This window comes from Cereibacter azotoformans, assembly GCF_021391315.1.
Lineage (GTDB): Bacteria > Pseudomonadota > Alphaproteobacteria > Rhodobacterales > Rhodobacteraceae > Cereibacter_A > Cereibacter_A azotoformans.
In genome coordinates, this window is record NZ_CP090021.1 from 256,282 (window position 1) to 276,345 (window position 20,064).

19 protein-coding genes are annotated in these 20,064 nt (G+C 67.0%); 7 read left to right on the forward strand and 12 right to left on the reverse strand.

Annotated elements, in window-relative coordinates; translation table 11 throughout:
* Positions 1–80 precede the first annotated feature (80 nt).
* The 3 genes from LV780_RS01260 (at position 81) to LV780_RS01270 (ending at position 3,617) form a co-directional block, all read left to right on the forward strand.
* The gene (locus tag LV780_RS01260; protein WP_108220052.1) at positions 81–1,034 is read left to right on the forward strand and encodes a TAXI family TRAP transporter solute-binding subunit; all 954 of its coding nucleotides are present in this window, start codon (positions 81–83) and stop codon (positions 1,032–1,034) included.
* Between the two features lie 109 nt (positions 1,035–1,143).
* Positions 1,144–3,252, forward strand: a complete 2,109-nt coding sequence (locus tag LV780_RS01265) for a TRAP transporter permease (protein WP_108220053.1) — start codon at positions 1,144–1,146, stop codon at positions 3,250–3,252.
* The gene (locus LV780_RS01270; RefSeq protein ID WP_101340066.1) at positions 3,249–3,617 is read left to right on the forward strand and encodes a DUF1850 domain-containing protein; all 369 of its coding nucleotides are present in this window, start codon (positions 3,249–3,251) and stop codon (positions 3,615–3,617) included. The genes LV780_RS01265 and LV780_RS01270 overlap by 4 nt, the downstream gene beginning before the upstream one ends.
* 19 nt (positions 3,618–3,636) lie before the next feature.
* Here LV780_RS01270 and guaD read toward each other — a convergent pair whose 3' ends face one another.
* Entirely contained in the window at positions 3,637–4,917 is a 1,281-nt protein-coding gene (guaD, locus tag LV780_RS01275; RefSeq protein ID WP_108220054.1) for a guanine deaminase, read from the reverse strand.
* A 129-nt stretch (positions 4,918–5,046) separates the two neighbouring features.
* Here guaD and mgtE point away from each other — a divergent pair, with 129 nt between their 5' ends.
* A complete protein-coding gene (gene mgtE / locus LV780_RS01280) occupies positions 5,047–6,426 on the forward strand; it encodes a magnesium transporter (protein ID WP_101340064.1) in 1,380 nt (459 codons plus the stop codon).
* The gene (locus LV780_RS01285; RefSeq protein WP_108220055.1) at positions 6,423–6,986 is read left to right on the forward strand and encodes a 5-formyltetrahydrofolate cyclo-ligase; all 564 of its coding nucleotides are present in this window, start codon (positions 6,423–6,425) and stop codon (positions 6,984–6,986) included. Before mgtE ends, LV780_RS01285 begins: the two co-directional genes overlap by 4 nt.
* Here LV780_RS01285 and LV780_RS01290 read toward each other — a convergent pair.
* From LV780_RS01290 to LV780_RS01340, 11 genes are all read right to left on the reverse strand, one after another.
* Positions 6,983–8,293 (reverse strand): P-loop NTPase family protein, encoded by a 1,311-nt coding sequence (locus LV780_RS01290; protein ID WP_108220056.1) that lies wholly within the window; start codon positions 8,291–8,293, stop codon positions 6,983–6,985. The genes LV780_RS01285 and LV780_RS01290 overlap by 4 nt on opposite strands.
* 21 nt (positions 8,294–8,314) lie before the next feature.
* The gene (locus tag LV780_RS01295) at positions 8,315–8,818 is read right to left on the reverse strand and encodes a prepilin peptidase (protein WP_108220057.1); all 504 of its coding nucleotides are present in this window, start codon (positions 8,816–8,818) and stop codon (positions 8,315–8,317) included.
* A 2-nt stretch (positions 8,819–8,820) separates the two neighbouring features.
* Positions 8,821–9,666, reverse strand: a complete 846-nt coding sequence (locus LV780_RS01300; protein ID WP_108220058.1) for a tetratricopeptide repeat protein — start codon at positions 9,664–9,666, stop codon at positions 8,821–8,823.
* Between the two features lie 38 nt (positions 9,667–9,704).
* Entirely contained in the window at positions 9,705–10,271 is a 567-nt protein-coding gene (locus tag LV780_RS01305; protein WP_101340059.1) for a tetratricopeptide repeat protein, read from the reverse strand.
* Between the two features lie 6 nt (positions 10,272–10,277).
* Positions 10,278–11,249, reverse strand: coding sequence for a type II secretion system F family protein (locus LV780_RS01310; protein WP_011907365.1), 972 nt, complete (start codon positions 11,247–11,249; stop codon positions 10,278–10,280).
* 4 nt (positions 11,250–11,253) lie between these two features.
* Positions 11,254–12,222, reverse strand: a complete 969-nt coding sequence (locus tag LV780_RS01315; protein ID WP_011907366.1) for a type II secretion system F family protein — start codon at positions 12,220–12,222, stop codon at positions 11,254–11,256.
* A gap of 7 nt (positions 12,223–12,229) precedes the next feature.
* Positions 12,230–13,684: a CpaF family protein gene (locus LV780_RS01320; RefSeq protein ID WP_011907367.1), complete on the reverse strand. Its 1,455-nt coding sequence runs from the start codon at positions 13,682–13,684 to the stop codon at positions 12,230–12,232.
* 20 nt (positions 13,685–13,704) lie between these two features.
* Positions 13,705–14,976: an AAA family ATPase gene (locus LV780_RS01325; protein ID WP_108220059.1), complete on the reverse strand. Its 1,272-nt coding sequence runs from the start codon at positions 14,974–14,976 to the stop codon at positions 13,705–13,707.
* Between the two features lie 219 nt (positions 14,977–15,195).
* Complete coding sequence (locus LV780_RS01330) at positions 15,196–15,834, reverse strand: OmpA family protein (RefSeq protein WP_108220060.1); 639 nt, start codon at positions 15,832–15,834, stop codon at positions 15,196–15,198.
* Between the two features lie 3 nt (positions 15,835–15,837).
* Positions 15,838–17,223, reverse strand: coding sequence for a type II and III secretion system protein family protein (locus LV780_RS01335; RefSeq protein ID WP_108220061.1), 1,386 nt, complete (start codon positions 17,221–17,223; stop codon positions 15,838–15,840).
* 192 nt (positions 17,224–17,415) lie between these two features.
* The gene (locus tag LV780_RS01340; protein WP_101340055.1) at positions 17,416–18,297 is read right to left on the reverse strand and encodes a lytic transglycosylase domain-containing protein; all 882 of its coding nucleotides are present in this window, start codon (positions 18,295–18,297) and stop codon (positions 17,416–17,418) included.
* A 350-nt stretch (positions 18,298–18,647) separates the two neighbouring features.
* Between LV780_RS01340 and LV780_RS01345 the strand changes: the two genes are divergently transcribed.
* Both LV780_RS01345 and cpaB read left to right on the forward strand, forming a co-directional pair.
* Positions 18,648–18,851 carry a Flp family type IVb pilin gene (locus tag LV780_RS01345; RefSeq protein ID WP_108220062.1) on the forward strand — a complete coding sequence of 68 codons (204 nt, stop codon included), beginning with the start codon at positions 18,648–18,650 and terminating at the stop codon, positions 18,849–18,851.
* Positions 18,852–19,222: 371 nt separating this feature from the next.
* Positions 19,223–20,047, forward strand: a complete 825-nt coding sequence (gene cpaB, locus LV780_RS01350) for a Flp pilus assembly protein CpaB (protein WP_108220064.1) — start codon at positions 19,223–19,225, stop codon at positions 20,045–20,047.
* The last annotated feature ends 17 nt before the right edge of the window (positions 20,048–20,064 follow it).

Below are 20,064 nucleotides of genomic sequence, written 5' to 3' on the forward strand. Positions count from 1 at the left end.
CTGCCGGTATCACGCACATTTGCCTGTCGTGCGCGGGTTGCCCACTCTCTGTGCGACGACCATGCAAGGGAGGAGAACGCATGTTCCGCCGCACAACCCTGTCCGCGGCCCTGGCCGCTGCCGCGCTGAGCCTGCAGCCGCAAGCGGCCGCCGCGCAGGAGTTCATCAACGTCCTGACCGGGGGCACCTCGGGCGTCTATTACCCGCTCGGTGTCGGTCTGTCCGAAATCTATGCCGAGAACATCGAGGGCTCCCGCACGCAGGTGCAGGCCACGAAGGCCTCGGTCGAGAACCTCAACCTGCTCGCGCAGCGCAAGGGCGAGCTGGCCTTCGCGCTGGGCGATTCCGTCACGATGGCCTGGGAGGGCAACGAGGAAGCCGGCTTCCCGCGCCCGCTGACCAACCTGCGCGCCATCGCCGCGATCTATCCGAACTACATCCAGATCGTGGCCGACGCCTCGGCGGATGCGGCCACGCTCGAGGATCTCAAGGGAAAGACGCTCTCGGTCGGCGCTCCGGCGTCGGGGACGGAGCTCAACGCGCGTGCGATCTTCGGCGCGGCCGAGATGAGCTACGACGATCTCGGCAAGGTCGAATATCTGCCCTACGCGGAATCCGCCGAACTGATCAAGAACCGGCAGTTGCAGGCGACGCTGCAATCCTCGGGGCTGGGCGTGGCCTTCATCAAGGACCTCTCGGCCACCCACGACATCACCCTCGTGGGCATCCCCTCGGAGGTGGTCGAGAAGATCGGTGCGCCCTATGTGCCCGCCGTCATCCCGGCCGGCACCTACAGCGGCCAGGATCAGGACGTGCCGACAGCGGCCGTGGGCAACCTGCTGGTCACGCATGAGGACGTGAGCGAGGAAACCGCCTACCAGATGACGAAGCTCATGTTCGACAACATCGAGCGGCTGAAGTCGGCCCACGCCGCCGCGGCGAACATCAAGCCCGAGACGGCCATCGAGGCGCTGCCGATCCCGCTTCATCCGGGCGCCGAGAAGTACTACCGCGAAATCGGCCTGATCCAGTAACCGCCCCGCAGAACCGCCCGGGCGGAGCCGCCCGGGCCTTCCTCCTGCCGCAGCGGACCGGAGCGCACCGGCGCCCGGCCGCCGCGGCTCGTTCCTTTCGGAGAAAGCCATGTCTGCACAGACCGCCGCATCGGGGGCGGCCCCTCCCCACGCACATGCCGAACCCGAAGTCACCGAGGGCCTGCCGCCCGGCTTCGGACCCGGCATCATGGGCCATGTGGCCTTCTGGATCGCTGTCGCCTTCTCGCTCTTCCAGCTCTGGACCGCCGGCTACGGCACCTTGCCGAGCCAGGTGGTGCGGGCGATGCATGTGGCCTTTCTGCTGCTGCTGGGCTTCGGTCTGGTCGGCAACCTGCTGGCCCGGACGGCGCTGACGCGGGCGATCTTCTGGGGGATGGGGCTGATCGGCTTCGGCACGGGCATCTACAACTGGGTCTTCTACGAAGAGCTGATCCGGCGGACGGGCTTCCTGACGCAGGCGGATCTCGTGGTCGGCACGGTGCTGGTGCTCCTGGTCTTCGAGGCGAGCCGTCGGCTGATGGGCTGGCCGCTGGCCATCATCGCCGGGATCTTCCTGGCCTACTGCTTCTTCGGCCAGCATCTTCCCGCGCCCTTCATCCACCGCGGCTATGACTTCGAGCAGATCGTCGAGCATTTCGCCTTCGGCACCGAGGGGATCTACGGCACGCCGGTCTATGTCAGCTCGGCCTACATCTTCATCTTCGTGGTCTTCGCGGCCTTCCTCGAGCGGGCGGGGATGCTGAACCTGTTCAACGACTTCGCCCTCGGCCTCGTCGGAGGGGTGCGGGGCGGGCCGGCGCAGGTGGCGGTTCTCTCCTCGGCGCTCATGGGCACGATCTCGGGCTCGGGCGTGGCCAATGTGGTGGCCTCGGGGCAGTTCACCATCCCGATGATGAAACGCTTCGGCTTCAAGCCGGCCTTCGCCGGAGGGGTCGAGGCCACGGCCTCGATGGGCGGCCAGATCATGCCGCCGGTCATGGGGGCGGTGGCCTTCATCATGGCCGAGACGCTGAACGTGCCCTATGCGGCCGTGGTGCAGGCGGCGATCCTGCCCGCGGTCCTCTATTTCGGCGTGGTCTTCTGGATGGTCTGGCTGCAGGCCGGGCGCGACGGGCTGAGTGGGCTGCCGCGGGCCGAGCTGCCGAACCCCTGGCACGCGGTCCGCGACCGGTGGCCGCTGATCCTGCCCTTGGCAGCGCTCGTCTATCTGCTCTTCGCGGGCTACACGCCCATCTTTGCCGGCACGATGGGGCTTGCGCTGGTGGCGGTGCTGATCCTCGGCACGCCGCTCGCCGCCATGATCGGGCCGACCGCCTTCCGCATGGTCTTCTGGATCGCGCTGGGGCTGGCCGCGGCGAGCTTCCTCAGGTTCGGGGTCAACTTCCTCGTGCTGGTCATCGGGGTGCTGATCCTGGCCTGCGCCCTTTTCCGGGGCACGCGGCCAACCATCGGCATCCTGCGCGATGCGCTGGCGCAGGGCGCGCGGAACGCGCTTCCGGTGGGCATCGCCTGCGCCGTGGTGGGCATCGTGATCGGCACGCTCACCCTGACGGGCATCGCCTCGACCTTCATCGGCGCGATCATCGCCATCGGGCGCGAGAACCTCTTCCTGTCGCTCGTGCTGACCATGATCACCTGCCTCGTGCTCGGCATGGGTATCCCGACGATCCCCAACTACATCATCACCTCCTCGCTGGCGGGGCCGGCGTTGCTCGATCTGGGCGTGCCGCTTCTGGTGAGCCACATGTTCGTCTTCTACTTCGGCATCATGGCGGATCTGACGCCGCCGGTGGCGCTGGCCTGCTTTGCGGCGGGTCCGATCGCCAAGGCCTCGGGGCTGAAGATCTCGCTGCAGGCGGTGCGGCTGGCGGCGGCGGGCTTCGTGATCCCCTTCATGGCGGTCTATACGCCCGCGCTCATGCTGCAGGACGGAGGCCCCATCGCCGAGGCCTGGGGCTATCCGGTCGAGGTGATCTACATCTTCCTCAAGGCGATGCTGGCCATCGGCCTCTGGGGGGTGGCGGTCGTCGGCCAGTTCATCGGACGCGCCAACATGTTCGAGCGGGCGTTGGCGCTGGCGGCGGGCGTGTCGCTGATCCTCGCGATGCCGGTGACGGACGAGGCGGGCTTCGGTCTCGCGCTGCTCTTCGCGCTGGTGCACTGGCTGCGCCTGCGCCGCAGCGCGCGGACGGCATGAGCCTGTGCATCGCAACCGGGGTGGCGGTGCTGTCGCTTGCCACCTCGAGCTTCACGCTGAGCTGGACCCATTCGGTCGAACGCATCGAATGGTGGGAGCGGTGGGAGGCGACCGAGGCGGGCCTGCGGCCGGTCGAGGCCCGCATCCAGGGCTCGGGCGCGGGGATGGAGCTTCCACCGGATGCCTGGCGCGAGGCGGACGGCTGGCACTACGTCCCGCGCCTGCCGCCGCAGCGCGAGGTCCGGCTTGCGGCCTCGGGCATGGCGGCCGGGGGCTGGCGGCTGTGCGCGGCAGGAGAATGCCACGAACTCGGCGCCGAGGCGGGCGAAGGGCTCCGCCTCTGGCAGGCCGCCGACTGCGGCTGAGGCTGAGGGGCCGCGAGGTTCAGCTCCGGGCTCGGCCGCCGACCCAGACCGCGCGGATGGCCCGGTCGTCTCCCATCATGATGGTCGGGAAGAGCGCCTGCCAGATCGTCTCGGCGCGGCGGGTGGCCTGTTCGATGGCGGGCGTCGAGGCGAGATCCACCACCACGATGTCGGCCTCCATGCCCGGCGCGAGGTTGCCGATCCGGTCCTCGGCCCGGAGTGCGCGGGCCGAGCCCGCCGTTGCCAGCCACCAGAGCTGCGCGGGATGCAGCGCCTGTCCGCGCAGCTGGCCGATCTCGTAGGCGGCGGCCATCGTGCGCAGCATCGAGAAGGACGAACCGCCCCCCGTGTCGGTCGCCAGCCCGACCCGGATGCCCTCGGCCACGAGGCCCATGTCGAACAGCCCCGAGCCGATGAAGCTGTTCGAGGTCGGGCAATGGACGAGACTCGCCCCCGCCTCGGCCAGCCGCGCGCGCTCGCGCGGGGCGAGGTGGATCGCATGGCCGAAGACCGCACCCTCGCGCAGCAGGCCCTGCGCCTCGTAGGTGTCGAGATAGTCGCGCGCCTGCGGATGAAGCTCCTTCACCCATTCGATCTCGTCGAGCTGTTCGGAGAGGTGGGTCTGCATCAGGCAACCGGGGTGCTCGCGCCAGAGCGCGCCAAGCGCCGCAAGCTGCTCGGGCGTCGAGGTGGGCGAAAAGCGGGGCGTGATGACATAGGAAAGCCGGTCCCGCCCGTGCCACTTCTCCAGAAGCCGCTTGCTGTCGGAATAGGCCGTTTCGGCCGTGTCGCGCAGCCCCTCCGGGGCGTTGCGGTCCATGCAGGTCTTGCCCGCAAAGGCGCGCACACCCCTCTGGCCGGCCGCCTCGAAGAAGGCGTCCACGCTCTCGGGGTGGATGGTGCAGTAGCTGCAGACGGTGGTCGTGCCCTGCGCCAGCGTGAGATCGAGATAACGGCCGGCGATGTCGGCGGCATAGCCCGGATCGCCAAAGCGCATCTCTTCAGGGAAGGTGTAGGTCACCAGCCAGTCGATCAGCCGCTTGCCCCAGCTCGCGATGATGGCGGTCTGCGGATAATGCACATGGGCGTCGATGAATCCCGCCGAGATCAGGGCCTGCCCGTAGTCGGTCACCCGCGCCTCGGGATGGGCCGCGCGGAGCCTGTCGGCCGGACCCACGGCCCGGATCCGCCCTTCGTCCACAAGAACGCCGCCGCGGGTTTCGTGCCGGGCCGCGGCCTCTCCTTCGAGGAACGGGTCGCCGGCGAAGGACAGGACCTGTCCCAGCAGCAGGTCGGTCATGACAGGTCTCCCCTCTGGTCAAGCGCTCAACCTAGACCCTTTCGAGGGCAGCGTAAATTTCCTGCCGCCCCTGTTTCTGCGCGCCATCCTCCGATATGGTCGCGGCGTAAGCGGAACGGGGGCGCCACCTTGCAGGCAGAAACGGGCGACATGCGCGAGGAAGAGCGGTCGGGTGTGCCCGACCGGGTGGTGACCTCGGTTCTCGAGGCCGTGGACGAGCGCGACGAGGCGCGCCTGTCGGACCTGCTCGAGCCGCTCCACGCCGCCGACATCGCCGACGTGCTCGAACAGATCGGCCCGGCCGAGCGGCGCGAGCTGCTGACGCTCTGGTCCGCCGGCATCGACGGCGAGATCCTCTCGGAGATCAGCGATTCGATCCGCGAGGAGGTGATCGAGCATCTCCCGCCGGAGGTCATCGCCGAGGCGGTGCGCGAACTCGACACCGACGACGTGGTGGACATCCTCGAGGACCTAGAGGAACAGCAGCAGGAGGCGATCCTCGGCGCGCTCGACCGCGCCGACCGGGTGGCGGTCGAACAGGCGATGGCCTACCCGGAATATTCCGCGGGCCGCCTGATGCAGCGCGAGGTCGTCGTGGCGCCGATCCACTGGACGGTGGGCGAGACCATCGATTTCCTGCGCCGCAGCGAGGAGCTGCCCGACCAGTTCTATCACGTCATCCTCGTCGATCCGCGGATGAAGCCGCAGGGCTATGTCACGCTCGGCCGGCTGCTCTCGTCGCGCCGCGAGGTCCGGCTGGCCGACATCGAGGAGGAGAGCTTCCGCACCATCCGCGCCACCATCGAGGAGTCGGAGGTGGCCTATATCTTCAACCAGTATCACCTGATTTCCTGCCCGGTGGTGGATGAGAACGACCGGCTGGTGGGGATCATCACCATCGACGATGCGATGAACGTGCTCGATGAGGAGCATGAGGAGGACATCCTTCGTCTGGCCGGTGTGGGCGACGAGAGCAGCCTCTCGGACGGGCCGGTCGCCACCGCGCGCCAGCGGCTTCCCTGGCTGGTGGCGAACCTCTTCACCGCCTCGCTCTCGGCCCTCGTGATCTCGGGTTTCGAGGCGACGATCGCGCAGCTCGTGACGCTGGCGGCCCTCATGCCCATCGTCGCCTCGACCGGGGGGATCGCGGGGACGCAGTCGCTCGCCGTCGCCGTGCGGGCGCTGGCGACGCGCAACCTCACCTCGGCCAACGCGCCGCGGGTGGTCCGGCGGGAACTGATGGCCGGTCTGCTGAACGGGCTGGGGCTTGCGCTCATCCTGGGGCTGGCGGGCTTCGTGATCTTCGGCGACCCTCTGCTGGGCGCCGTGCTGGGGATGGCCATGATCTGCAATCAGGTCGTGGCGGCCCTGGGCGGGGTGCTGGTGCCCCTCGGGCTCAACCGGCTCGGGCTTGACCCGGCGCTTGCCTCGGGCACCTTCGTCACGACGCTGACCGATGTCATGGGGTTCTTCGTCTTCCTCGGGCTTGCCACGCTGGTGCTGACATGACGCTTGCGGCGCGGAAGGCCGAGGCCCGTCGCGCCGCCGGCGCCGCGCGGGCGCTGGCGCACGAGGCGGGGCAGGGGCAGGCGGCGGAGCTTCTGGCGGACTGGCTGGCGCCGCACCGCGGCCGCGTGCTCTCGGGCTATATGGCGATCCGGTCCGAGATCGATCCGCTTGCGGCCATGATCGCCCATGACGGGCCGGTCTGCGTGCCGGTGATCGTGGGCCCCGGCCAGCCGCTGCGCTTTCGCGAATGGAGCCCGGGCTGCCCGATGATCGAGGGACCGTTCGGTGCCCGCGTGCCGCCGGAGGGCGCCTGGCTCGATCCCGAACTGCTGATCGTGCCGCTGCTCGCCTTCGACCGCCGTGGCTATCGTCTGGGCTATGGGGGCGGGTTCTACGACCGGACGCTGGAGCGGCTGCGTGCGCTGCATCCCGTCACGGCGGTGGGCTTCGCCTTCAGCGCGCAGGAGTTGCCCGAGGTGCCGATCGAGCCGACCGACCAGCCGCTCGACGCGATCCTGACCGAGACGGGGCCGATCCCGCTCCGCGGACCGCGGATCTAGCGGGCGATCGTCTCGTCCCGGACGAACATGTTCGACCAGGCGCGGTCGATCAGGGCGGGGCTCATCTGGTAGGGCAGGCCCTCGAACTCGCAGACGGCGGCCATCTGGTCGATCAGATAGACCGGCATGTAATTGGCGTAGCGGTTGCCGATCGTGGGGAACTTCACCTTCATCAGATGCAGCAGGGCCGCCTCGTCGAGCGGCATCTTCCGCTTTCGCGCCACCATCGCGAAGATCTTGAGGAAGTTCTCCTGGGTCGGGCCTTCGATCTTGATCTTGAAGAAGATCCGCCGCAGGGCCGCGCCGTCGAAGATCTCGTTCGGGTGGAAGTTGGTCGAGAAGATCACCAGCGTGTCGAAGGGCACGGTGAACTTCTCGCCCGATTGCAGCGCCAGGATGTCGCGCCCTTCCTCGAGCGGGACAATCCAGCGGTTGACCAGCTTCTGCGGGGGCTCGGCCTGCCGACCGAGGTCGTCCACGATGAAGATCCCCCCGGTCGCCTTGAGCTGGAGCGGCGCCTGGTAGGTGCGCGCCACCGGGTTGTAGGTCAGGTCGAGCATGTCGAGCGTCAACTCGCCCCCCGTGATTACCGTCGGCCGTTCGCACCAGACATAGCGGTTGTCGAACCGGTTCGAGGTGCGGCGCAGGCTGTTGGGATCATCCACCGCCGCCTCGGCCGAGCGGTGCACGATCGGGTCATAGACCGTGATGACCTGGCCGGAATATTCCAGCGCGCGCGGCACATGGATCCGGTCGCCGAGCGCGTCGCGGATCCCGTTCGAGATGGAGGATTTCCCGTTGCCGGGCGGGCCATACATCAGGATCGACCGGCCCGAGGTGACGGCCGGGCCGAGATGATCCAGCAGCTCGTCCGGCAGGATCAGGTGCCCCATGGCCGAGGTCAGCTGCGCGCGCGTGAGCTTGATGTTGCGCACCGACTGCCGCTCGACCTGGCTGCGATAGTCGTCAAGCGGAACGGGCATGGCGCCGTAATATTCCGACTGGCCCAGCGCATCGAGCGCCCGCGCCTTGCCCCCGTCGGTCAGCTGGTAGCCCATCTCGTTGCCCGAGGTGGCGTGCAGCGTCCCGGTCGCCTCGATCAGCCGCTGACCACGGGCGAGATCCACCAGCTCCTGCGTGAGCTGGGGGGGCAGGCAGATGACCCGCGCGATCTGCGACACGAGGTCCAGGTTCATGCGGAACATGGTCTTGATCAGGATGTCGCGCAACATGACCAGGGGCAGGCCCGTGTCCGCCAGCGTGCGCGGCGACGGAGGAGCTGTGACGTCTGGGTTCTGCATGTTCATGGATTGCACCGGAAGCGGGGATCAGCCGTCAAGGATTGCCGCGAGAAGGTAAAGGAACAGCATACCCGCCAGCGCCAGCCCCATGGGAAAGTCACGGCGCCGCCAGCTCTCCCATTCGGCGGTGGCGCTGCGGAACGGAGGGACGAGACCCAGCCCACGATGGCTGGCGAAGGCGCCGAGAAGGGACGCGGCCAGCAGGCCCATGGCGAGGCGCAGGTCTCCCAGGGCGAAGAACGGCGCCATCGCGGCGGCGAACTTGGCGTCTCCCGCGCCGACCATCCGGCCCAGGTTCATCAGGAAGCCGATGACCAGCACGACAAGCAGGTGAAGCCCGCGCCAGAGCCAATCCTCGAGCGGGAGCGCCATCGGGCCGACGACCAGAAAGACCAGCGCCAGGGCCATCACCGCCTTGTTCGGGATCTTCATGAATTTCATGTCGCTCCAGGCGACCCAGAGCGCGATCGGCACGACGAAGGGCAGGAACCAGAGCGCCGCCGTCGGAGAGGTTGCCACCAGACCCTGCATCGTCAGCCCGCGTCGAGCGCCTCGAGGCTGCGGACGGCCGCCTCGAAATACTGCGGATGCGTGTCGATCGCCGATTGCAGCAGACCCTTGCCCACGGTCACATCGCCCTTCTTCACCGCGGCCAGGGCGAGCGTGTAGATCAGCTCGGCCCGCTCCTTCTGGGTCATCTGGATCACGGGAAGGTCGTATTTCCGCTGGGCGCCGCGGGCCAGCACGAGGTTGTTCTTGGTGGTGAACGAGGTCGGGTCGTAGGTCAGCGCCTCGTAGAACAGCCGCTCGGCCGCGGCCGCATCGCCGCGCGTCAGCTTGGAGAAGCCCCAGTTGTTCAGCACGCCGGCGGGCTGGGTCGTCATGCCGACGGCGGTCTCGTAAAAGCTGTCCGACTTCTTCCAATGCTTCCGGCTGTCGGCCACCATCGCCTCGAGCCGATACCGCTGGAAGGTCTCGTAGGTGGGGGGGATGCTGGCCAGCTCCTGCTCGGCCCGGCTCCAGTCATTCGCCCGGATCAGCGCGTCGGCGAAGGCCACGCGATCCTCGTTCGTGCCCTCGTGGGTGTTGACCACCTGACTCCAGACGGTGGCCGCCTCGGCCGGACGCTGCGCGCGCACCAACGACTTCGCCAGCCCGCGCTTGAGGTCGATCCGGTCCGGGGCCTTGTCCACGGCGCCGCGGAAATAGGCCACCGCCTCGTCCGGCGCCCCGACGGTCAGCATGATGTCGTTGAGGTTGCTTTCGTCGATGATGTTGACGCCCTTCAGGGCGCGATCCACATCGGCATCACGGCCGCCACAGGCACTCAACATGGTCGTGCCGGCAAGGCACAAGGCGGTCAGGACAGGGTGGCGCATGTTCTTGCGTCCTCTTGCTGCTCGATCCCGGTCGCCCCCTAGAGCTGCGAGAGCAGCACATACTGCCCCTGCCCGCGCCGCACGAGGGAGAACTCGTGTCGCTCTTCCTCTTCCGGATAAAGGGTCGAGGCGCTTTTCACGATGGCGCGCTGCAGATTTTCGCGGATGGCGTCCGTTGCGCCACTGTCGAGCGCAAAGGCCTGCTGGAAGACGAGCCTCGCCTCGGCCGTCCGTCCCCGCTCCATCAGGACGACGCCCAGATTGTTGACAGCCGGCACGAAGGCGGGATCCATCTGGATCGCCTGCCGCAGCAACTGCTCGGACTGGTTCAGCCGCCCGAGCTGCAGGTTCGCCGAGCCGAGCGCCGAAAGGACGTCGGCGTTGATCCCCTGTTCGGACGCCGCGCGCAGGTAGGCCCGAAGGGCCAGCTCGGCCTCTCCCGCCGCCAGAAGCCGGTGACCGACCAAGAGCCCATCGACCCCGTTCCGACCCGGATCCACGGCAAAGGGTGCATTGCGCGCAACCGCTTGCCGGGACAGCGCGTCCGGCGCACCGCAGGCCGCAAGGATCACGCAGGAAAGGAGGATCGGCAGGCCTCGGGTCACGTTCTCTCACTGTCCGCCCAGCTGCGTGGCGATGCCATAGACCGAAGGGCCGATCAGGATCAGCATCAGCGGCGGCACGGTGAGCAGCATTGTGCCGAGGGTCAGCTTGGTCGGCAAGGTGTTTGCCTTTTCCTCGGCCCTCATGACGCGTTTGTCGCGCATCTCGGAGGAATAGACGCGGAGCGCCTCGGCGATCGAGGTGCCGAAGGTGGCCGACTGGATCAGCGTCGTGACGAAGGAGGACACGTCGGGGATGCCCACCCGCTCGGCCATGTCCTTGAGAACGGCGACGCGCTCCTTGCCGGCCTTCACCTCGTGGGCCACCATCTCGAACTCTTCGGCGAGGGCCGGATAGCCTGACGCCGACTCGCGCGCGACCCGCAGGATCGACTGGTCGAGCGACTGGCCCGCCTCGACGCAGACGAGCATCATGTCGAGCGCATCGGGAAAGCCCGCGACGATCTGGTCGTGCCGCTCCTGCGCGCGGCGCTTGATCCAGTAGACGGGCAGGTAATAGCCGATCGCGCCGGGCAGAAGGGTGTAGATCACCATCTGCTGCATGGTCAGCGGTGCAGTGGCCGAGGCCAGCAGCGCATAAAGCACCCCAAGCACGAGAAAACCCACGCCGAGCGCGAACTGGGCGGCATGGAAGGCGCGCACCGCCCCCTTCGAGCGGTATCCCGCCCGCATCATCTTGAGGCGGGAGGCGGACAGCTCCTCGGCCGTCTTCGGCTCGAGCAGGTTGGCGAACCTGTCGAGCTTCTCGGTGCCCGACGAGCGCCGCAGCGCCTGGCTCACCGGCGCGGCCCCGACCGTCCGCTGCGCCTTGATCCGGTCGAAGGGCTCGTCGCGCTTCTTCAGCATGACCGGAAGCGTAAGGGCGATGAGCAGGATGCCCAGCATCCCCATCGCCATCAGCGGCCCGAGCGGGCCCAGGCTGTCGATCAGGTAGCCTTCGAGACGGTTGAGAAGGTCCATCGGCTCATACCTTGATGTTGACCATGATCTTCATGAAGATCACGTTGGCGACGAGAAACGCGCCGACCACCAGCGCCGCGGGGATGAAGAGCGGCGTCTCCTTCACGCCGTCGTAGTAGTCCGGCTTGAGAACCGAGATCATCACCAGCGCCACGATGGGGAAGGCCGAGAGGAAGGTGCCCGACCATTTCGCCTCGGCCGTGATGGCCTTGACCCTGCGGAAGAGCTTGAAGCGCGAGCGGATCACCTTGGCCAGACCCTCGAGGATCTCGGCCAGGTTGCCGCCCGACTGCTGCTGGATGTTCACCGCGACCGCCAGAAAGCGCAGGTCCTGGCTGTCCATCCGTTCGGCAAAGGCCCGGATGCATTCGGCCACGTCGCGGCCATAGGCGGCCTCGTCGGCGATGACGCCGAATTCGGTGCCGAGGGGGTCCGGCACCTCCTTGGCGACGATCTGGATGGCGGATGAGAAGGGGTGACCCACGCGCAGCGACCGGACCATCAGCTCGACCGCGTCGGGCAGTTGCTCCTCGATCAGCGCCATGCGCTTCTTGGCCTTGTTGTTCACCCAGACATAGACCGCGCCCACGCCCATGAAGATCGCGACCGCCACCCGCACGGCCGGCGAGGCGGCCGTCCCGATGGTCAGGCCCATGTAGGCCACGGCCGACAGCAGCGCCATGATCGCCACCAGCGCCTTGGGCGAGAAGGCGATGTTGGCCTTCTGCGCCTTTGAGGCCAGCACCGCATAGAGCGGGATGCCGCGGGCGTTCATGTGCTGGCTCATCTCCTTGCGGAGCTGTTCCAGCACCTGCTCGCGGTTCTGGTTCTTTTCCAGCAGCGCGAGCCGCCGGCTGACCCGTGAGTTGAGGCTGATCGACTTGCCGAAGACGGTGAGGTAGATCCCCTCGACCAGCAGCAGCACCGCGACGAAGATCAGGATGTAGATGATGGGTGCCGCGCTCAGTTGCATGGGGCCCTCAGACGATCGGTTCGTAGATGGAGGCGGGCAGGTTGTAGCCCCACTGGCGGAAGCGGTCCGAGTAGTGCGAGCGCACGCCTGTCGCGTTGAAGCGGCCGACGATCTTGCCCGACGGCTCGACCCCGAGACGCTCGTAGCGGAAGATCTCCTGCATCGAGATCACGTCGCCCTCCATCCCGGTGATCTCGGTAATCGAGACCATGCGGCGCGAGCCGTCCTGCAGGCGGCTGGCCTGCACGATGAGGTTGACGGCCGAGGCGATCTGGGCGCGCACCGCCTTGATCGGCATCTCGATCCCGGCCATCGCCACCATGTTTTCCAGACGGCTGATCCCGTCGCGGGCCGAGTTGGCGTGGATCGTGGTCATCGAGCCGTCGTGGCCGGTGTTCATGGCCTGCAGCATGTCGATGACCTCTTCGCCGCGGGTCTCGCCCACGATGATCCGGTCGGGGCGCATCCGGAGCGCGTTCCGCAGGCAGTCGCGCTGCGTCACCGCGCCCTTGCCCTCGACGTTCGGGGGCCGGCTTTCCATGCGGCCCACATGGACCTGCTGGAGTTGAAGCTCGGCCGTGTCCTCGATGGTGAGGATCCGCTCGGAATGGTCGATGAAGGAGGACAGCGCGTTCAGCGTGGTGGTCTTGCCCGAGCCCGTGCCGCCCGAGACGATGATGTTCAGGCGCGTCGCCACCGCGGCCTGCAGATAGGCCGCCATCTCTTCTGTGAAGGCGCCGAAGCGCACGAGATCGGCGATCCCCAGCTTGTCCTTCTTGAACTTGCGGATCGAGACGAGCGAGCCGTCCACCGCGATCGGCGGCACCATCGCGTTGAAGCGCGAGCCGTCGGCGAGGCGGGCATCGACATAGGGGGTCGATTCATCGACGCGCCGGCCCACCGCCGAGACGATCTTGTCGATGATCCGCAGCAGGTGCCGCTCGTCCTTGAAGGTCGTGTCGGTCAGCTCCAGCCGGCCGCCGCGCTCGACGAAGATCCGGTTCGGGCCGTTCACGAGGATGTCGTTGATCGTCTCATCCTTGAGCAGCGGCTCGAGCGGGCCGAGGCCCATCACCTCGTCGTAAAGCTCCTGGTTGAGGATCGTGCGCTCTTCCTTGTTGAGGACGACGCTCATCTCCTCGAGCGCCTCGCCGCAGATCGCGGCGATTTCGGTGCGGAGGCTGGATTCGGACGCCTTTTCGAGGGCGGCGAGGTTGAGGTTGTCGAGCAGCCGGCGGTGAAGCTCGACCTTCAGCTCCATCAGCCGTTCGCGGCGCTTCTTTTCCTTGTCGCTTGCGATGGCCTCGGCGCCCGGACGCGGAACGGAGGGGCCCGGGCGGGCGGGAACGGGCTTGGCCGGGGCGGGCGCGGCCGGAGCGGTGACCGACGGCGTCGCCGCCCCCACCGCCGCCGAGGGCGCGGGCTTCTGGCCGTCCGGAGACTTGCGGTAGCGCGAGAACATTCAGGGCACCTTCCGGTTCATCAGGCCTTGGCGGCCTCGGCGGTTCGGCTGTGGTCGTGGAGGGACCTGGCCAGTTTCTGCAGTTCGCGCCGGAGCGGGTTCTTTCCGGCCGATTCCGAGAGGGGAAGGCCGTGATCATTCGCCTGCGTCACCGCGGCACCACCGTCGGGCAACTGAAGCTCGATCGTGATGTCGAGGCTCTCGGCCATGCGCTTGACCCGGCTCTTGGCCGAAAGATCGGTGAAGCGCGGCGCGCGGTTGAGGACGAAGCGGAGCTTCTCGTGCGGCAGGCTTTCGGCCTTGAGGGCGCGGACCAGACGCAGCACGTTCTGCGCCGACCGCAGGTCAAGCTCCATCATCGCGAAATAGGCGTGGGAACGGGCAAGAACCGCCTCGGTCCAGGAGGTGACGGTGGTGGGCATGTCCACCACCACGAAGTCGAAATTGGCATGAGCCATGTCGAGCAGCCGGCCGATGTCCTCGGCCGTCACGATGTCGAGGGGCAGCATGTCCGGGGGCGCCGTGAAGACATGCAGCTTCTCGTTGAAGGTGATCATCGCCTGCAGGAAGCTGTCGCTGTCGGCGGATTCCGTGTCCGACAGGATGTCGAACACCGATTCGCGCCGCGGCAGGTCGAGGTAGGTCGAGATTGCGCCGAACTGGAAGTCGAGGTCGATCAGGCAGACCCGCGGCGCGTCGGTCCGGGTGACGGTGGCCAGTTCCCACGCGAGGTTGCAGGCGAAGGTCGAGGCCCCCACACCCCCCGCCATCCCATGCACCGGCAAGAGGATCGCGTCGCGGTCGCCGCGGGCCTTGAACGTCGGCGCATGGGGCGTGCCCGGGGCCGCCGGCACCGCGGCGGGCAGGTCCGACACGGGCGGCGGCGCCTTGCGGATCCGGTCGATCGCCTCATGCAGCGCCCCCTCGGGCAGGGGGTAGGGGACGAAGTCATCGGCCCCGAGTCGCAGCAGTTGGTGCAGCGCGATCGGGCTGACCTGATCGGCGATCAGGATGATCTTGATGCCCTTGTCCCTCGCCGTGCGGATGATGTCCGTCAGCCGCGCGAGGTCGCCCTCATCCTCGCCATTGACCGCCAGGGCCACGAATTCCAGCGTTCGCGATTCGGGCTGGCGGAGAAACAGCTCGGCATCCTCGAACGACAGGTCCCCCCAGCTCTCGCCCAGCTCGATCTCCATGTCATTGATCAGGATCTCGAAATTCTGGACATCCCGCGAGATCGTGCAGGCCACGATCGGCGCAGGATCCGGTTGAAGCGTCGCCACGCTGTTCATCCCAACACGTCCTTCCCCTGGCGGGCGCCGGAACGGGTGACCATCGTCAAACCGATTTCGGACCCGAGCGGCCCTGAACACCCAAAGCTGCGGCACGAGCCGACCTGCCGCACCGACTGTTTCCCGTTGCGCACATGGTGCTGCGCAATGGTGGCAGGAATTGGGCTAAAAAAACGTTATTGTTTGATCGGGAGGCGGGGCCCCACAGGACCCCGTCCGTCAGCCTCCGGGGGCGACCTGCGTGGCGATCACGCGGTTCGCAGGATGAACGCGCGTCGCGCCGCTTACATATTCCCGGAAGACAACCGCCATGTACTTGCCGTTGATCGACATCCCTCGGCCCGCGATGAACCCCGAGACCTCGGTGACGGTCCGGCGGTTGCGCTCTTCCGGTGTGGCGACGGGAATCACCGGTCTTGTTTCGCCATAGGAAACAAGCGCCTCCAATCGTGAGGGGCTGATGCCTTGCGAGGCGAAGAAGGCGACCACCGCCTTGGCGCGCCGCAGGCCCAGAGACTTGTTGTAGGCGGCAGATCCCACAAGGTCCGTGTGGCCATAGACGCGGAAGCGAACCTCGGGGAATTGCCGGATCCAGTTGGCCTGTTCGCGCAGGACGCGCTGGGCCTCCGGGGTCAGCCGGGCGCTGTCGAACGGGAAGGTGATGGTCGGCTCGACCTCGGACGCGAACCGCTGGCCGAGCGCCTGGGTCGCGTCGATCTCGCCCATCTGCAGGAGCGAGTTGTTCATCGTGGCGTTGCCGAAGGTGCCGTCGTTGATCTCGGACGAGACCGGATGGTCACCGCAGGCCGCAAGAAGGGCAAGCGGTGCGGCGAGGAGGGAGCTGCGCAGCATCTTCATCGCTCACTCCATCACATAGCCGTAAGAGCCGCTGAAATCCTGCCGCGCGACCTCGCCCGCGGCCCCCCGTCCGGTGACGCGTCCGAAGAGGAACAGCTCCTTCTCGGACGGCAGCTTGATCCGGTCGGTCGGCAGGGCCAGCGCCTCGCCGCGGGTGGGGGTCACCAGATGCGGGGTCACGATGATGACCAGCTCGCTCTGCGATCTCTGGTATTCGGCGCTGCGGAACAGCGCGCCGAGGATCGGGATGTCGCCCAGCCACGGCACCTGTCCGTTGAGATTGCGGAAATCGTCCTGCAGGAGGCCCGCGATGGCAAAGCTCTCGCCGTCGCGCATCTCGACCGTGGTCGAGGTCTCGCGCCGCTTGAAGGCGTTGATGGTGAAGCCCGCGCTTTCGAGCGACACGGTGTTGTCGATCGAGGAGACCGCGGCATTGATCATCAGGTTGATCTGGCTGCCGTCCACCACCACCGGGGTGAAGTTCAGCTCGACGCCGAAGGGCTTGTATTCGATGGCGATCTTCTCGTCGCCGCTTGCGACCGGGATCGGATATTCGCCGCCGGCGAGGAACTTCGCCTCCTGTCCCGACAGCGCGGTGAGGTTCGGCTCGGCCAGCGTGCGCACGACACCCTTCGATTCGAGCGCCTCGAGCAGGACCGAAAACTCCAGCGCCCCCACCGAAAAGCCCAGCCCGAGCGCGCCCGTCGCCGCTGTGGTGATCGGGGCGCCCGAGGGCGGGATGCCGTTCTGAAGCAGCGTTCCGGTGCCGCCGATGACCGAGCCCGATCCGTTGCGGGCATAGATCGACGAGCCGAGACTTTTTGCCACGGACCGCTGCATCTCGGCAAACCGCACCTTCAGCATGACCTGCTGCGTGCCGCCCACGCTCATGAGGTTCGAGACCCGGTCCGGCGCGTAGCGATTGGCGAGATCGAGCGCCCGGTCGAGCCGCTCGGCGCTGCTGACGGTGCCCGAGAGCACGATCCCGTCGTTGGCCGTGCGCACCTCGATGTTCTCGCCGGGCAGGATCTGGCGAAGGCGTTCCTTGAACTCGGCCACGTCGGGCGTGACATGGACATCCACGTTCGAGATCAGCCGCCCGTCAGCCCCCAGAAGCGTGAGCGTCGTCCGCCCCGGCGCCTTGCCCAGCACATAGATCGAGGTTTCCGAGAGGGTGGAGATGTCGGCGATGCCCGGGTTGGCGATCGACAGTTCGGCAAAGGGGCGGTCGCTCTCCACCACGACGGCGCGGTTCATCGGCACATTGAGCGCCCCGGAGGCAGAGCCCTCCATCACCCGCAAGGTCTGGGCCGAGACGGCCATCGGTGCGGCGGAGGCCATGAACGCGAGCGCGGCCATCCCCATCCGAAGTATATGGTTCATGCTCATCTGGCCTGCCTTTCGGATGCCGCCTCCCCGCAGGTCTTGTCGCCCACGCAGGCCCGCACGATGACGCATAGCGCAAATCAATTCAATATTCATGGGTTTGCAGGTGAAGATGCATGTGGACAACCGGCAACACAGAGCGCGGCCTGTTCGCTTCCTTGCACGAAACGGGCGGTCGCCCTCGCCGCACGGCGGTCAGAGTCCTGCGGACAGGACACGGAAGACACACGGGTCCGACACCAGCTCCGGCGGCGTCAGGCACAGGCCCTGGGCCACCTGCCATGCGGCAAGAACCTTCGGCACATAATCCCTCGTCTCGGCGTAGGGCGGCACGCCGCCGTTCGCCCGCACGGCCCCCTCGCCGGCGTTGTAGGCGGCCAGCACCATCAGCGGATCGCCTCCGAACTCTCCCATCAGCCAGTCGAGATAGGCCACGCCGCCGCGGATGTTCTGCGCGGGGTCGAGCGAGTCGGTGACGCCGAAGCGCCTCGCGGTTGCGGGTATGAGCTGCATCAGCCCCTGCGCTCCGGCGGAGCTGACCGCATTGACGCGCCCGCCGCTCTCGATCCCGATCACGGCCAGCACCAGCGCCGGCGAAACGCGCGTGCCCAGCGTGGCCTTGAGGATGTCGAGCCCGTGTCGCTCGGCGATCTGCTGCATGTGCTGCATCCTCGGCGCGCGGACGGCGGCGCCTCCGGGCCCTTGCGAGAGGTTGGCCAGTGCGAGCGGAAAGCGCCCCTGCATCGCCGCCAGCGCGACCGGCACCCGGTCCCAGAACCAGCCGTAGGAGGCGCTGCCCGGCGTCGGGCCGGGGGTTATCCCCGCCGTCCCCGGCTGGAACGGCGCTTGTGGCGCCGGCGGCGGATCGGGCCTGCGCGGCTGGACCTTGGGAAGGGCGGCCAGCCTGCGCGCCTGTTCTGCGGGGTCGATCTGCACCGTGATCCTCCGCGAGGCTCCCTCGCCCGGAGGCTTCACGCGCCGGAAGGTGAAATCCCCGGCCGGACCGAGTTCGGCCCACGCCATGCCGGGCACGGCCAGCGCCGCGGCGAGAAACAGCAAGCCTTTCCGGGTTCGCATTGCAGGACTGCCCGCTCGTTCTGTCTTTCGGCGATTCTAGGAGGAGGCGGTGTCGCGAGCCAGATTTCCCGCCGCCTTTCTGCCGGATTCGTCACAAATGGGACCGAAACCCCACAGTCCGTCCCCGCGCCCGGCCTTGCCGGGTTGGAATTATCTTTCGGATGCACGGGCTTGCATATGGATGGGGTTCGCTGACGTCCGTGCCGCAAAAAACCTGCGGGAGACCAAAGTGCCGCCACATTCGACAGGCTAATTGACCCCATGCCGAAGCGGAAACCTGACCGGACGAGACCGGGAAGAGCGCACCGAACCGGCGGCGACAGGATGAACCTCAAGCAAGGGTTGGAACCATGAAACTGCTGAACATCTTCAAGAACTTCCGCAATGACGAAGACGGCGCCGTGACCGTCGACTGGGTCGTGCTGACCGCTGCCATCGTTGGCCTTGGGCTTCTCGTCGTGCAGGCAATTGGCCCGAAGATTATTGCAGCCGGCACCTCCATCGCAAACGATGTGCAGGCGGGGATCGACTACACAGGAGAAGAGGCAGAATAAGCTTCTTCTAAAGATCAAGGTCGGGGACGCCCCCGGCCTTTCCTGATTCTTGATGCTGACAACGCTAGGCGGAAAACAGCGCTTCAAGTCTTGGCTTGACTGCGCGAAAGCCAGGTTCGTAAGGAAGTGCGCTGATGCTGCCGGCTTTGCGGTTCGTTTGGAGTAACGAAGAAGGGGCAGTCACAGTTGATTGGGTTGTGCTCACAGCGGCCATCTTGACTCTGACCCTGGTGCTAATTTCACTGCTATACCCTTCCCTGTTTCTAGATGCGGCTGACAAGATCAACAACGCAGTGCAGCAAGCGCTGGACTATAGTTGATTTTCGTTGAAGGCCCGGCGGGGCGCCCGAGACATCACGGAGATTAGACTGATGCGCGGAATGTTTGCCCTCGTCCTGCTGATGGGGCTAGGTCTGGCCGGTGCCGCAGTCTACATGGCGCAAGGCTATATCAGCCAGACCCAGGTCGCCCTCGAGAAGGAGCGCGAGGCGCGCAAGAGGCTTGGCCCGATGGTCGAGGTCTTCGTGACCAACAAGCCCCTGAACTACGGCGCCCCGCTCTCCAGAGAGGATGTCCAGAAGATCCTGTGGCCCGCCAACGCGCTGCCCGAGACGATCTTCAAGGACGAGACCGCCCTTTTCCCCGAGACCGGCAAGCCGCGCTATGTCCTCCGCCAGATGGAGAAGTTCGAGCCCGTGCTGGCGGTGAAGGTCACGGAGCCGGGTGTCGAGGCTGGTCTCCGGCTCGCAAGCGGCATGCGCGCCTTCGCCATCAAGGTGGATGTGGCTTCCGGCGTTTCGGGATTCCTGCAGCCGGGTGACCGCGTGGACGTCTACTGGACGGGTGCCGGTGCCAATGGCGAGACCACACGCCTGATCGAAAAGACGATCCCGATCGTTGCGGTGGATCAGACGGCGAACGCGGATCTCGCCACGTCGGCGATCATCGCCCGCACGGTGACCGTGGAGGTCTCGCCCCAGCAGGTCGCTCGCCTCGCTCAGGCACAGGCAACGGGTCGCCTCTCGCTGTCGCTGGTGGGACGTGACGATACGACCGAAGCGGATGCCGCTCCTGTCGATACCCGCATCCTGATCGGCGAGCCGGACAGGATCGTCGTGATCGAGGAAAAGCCCAGCTGCACCATCCGAACCCGCCGTGGAGCAGAGCTGATGGAAAGTATCCCCTGCACCAATTAGTTCAGCCTCAACAACGC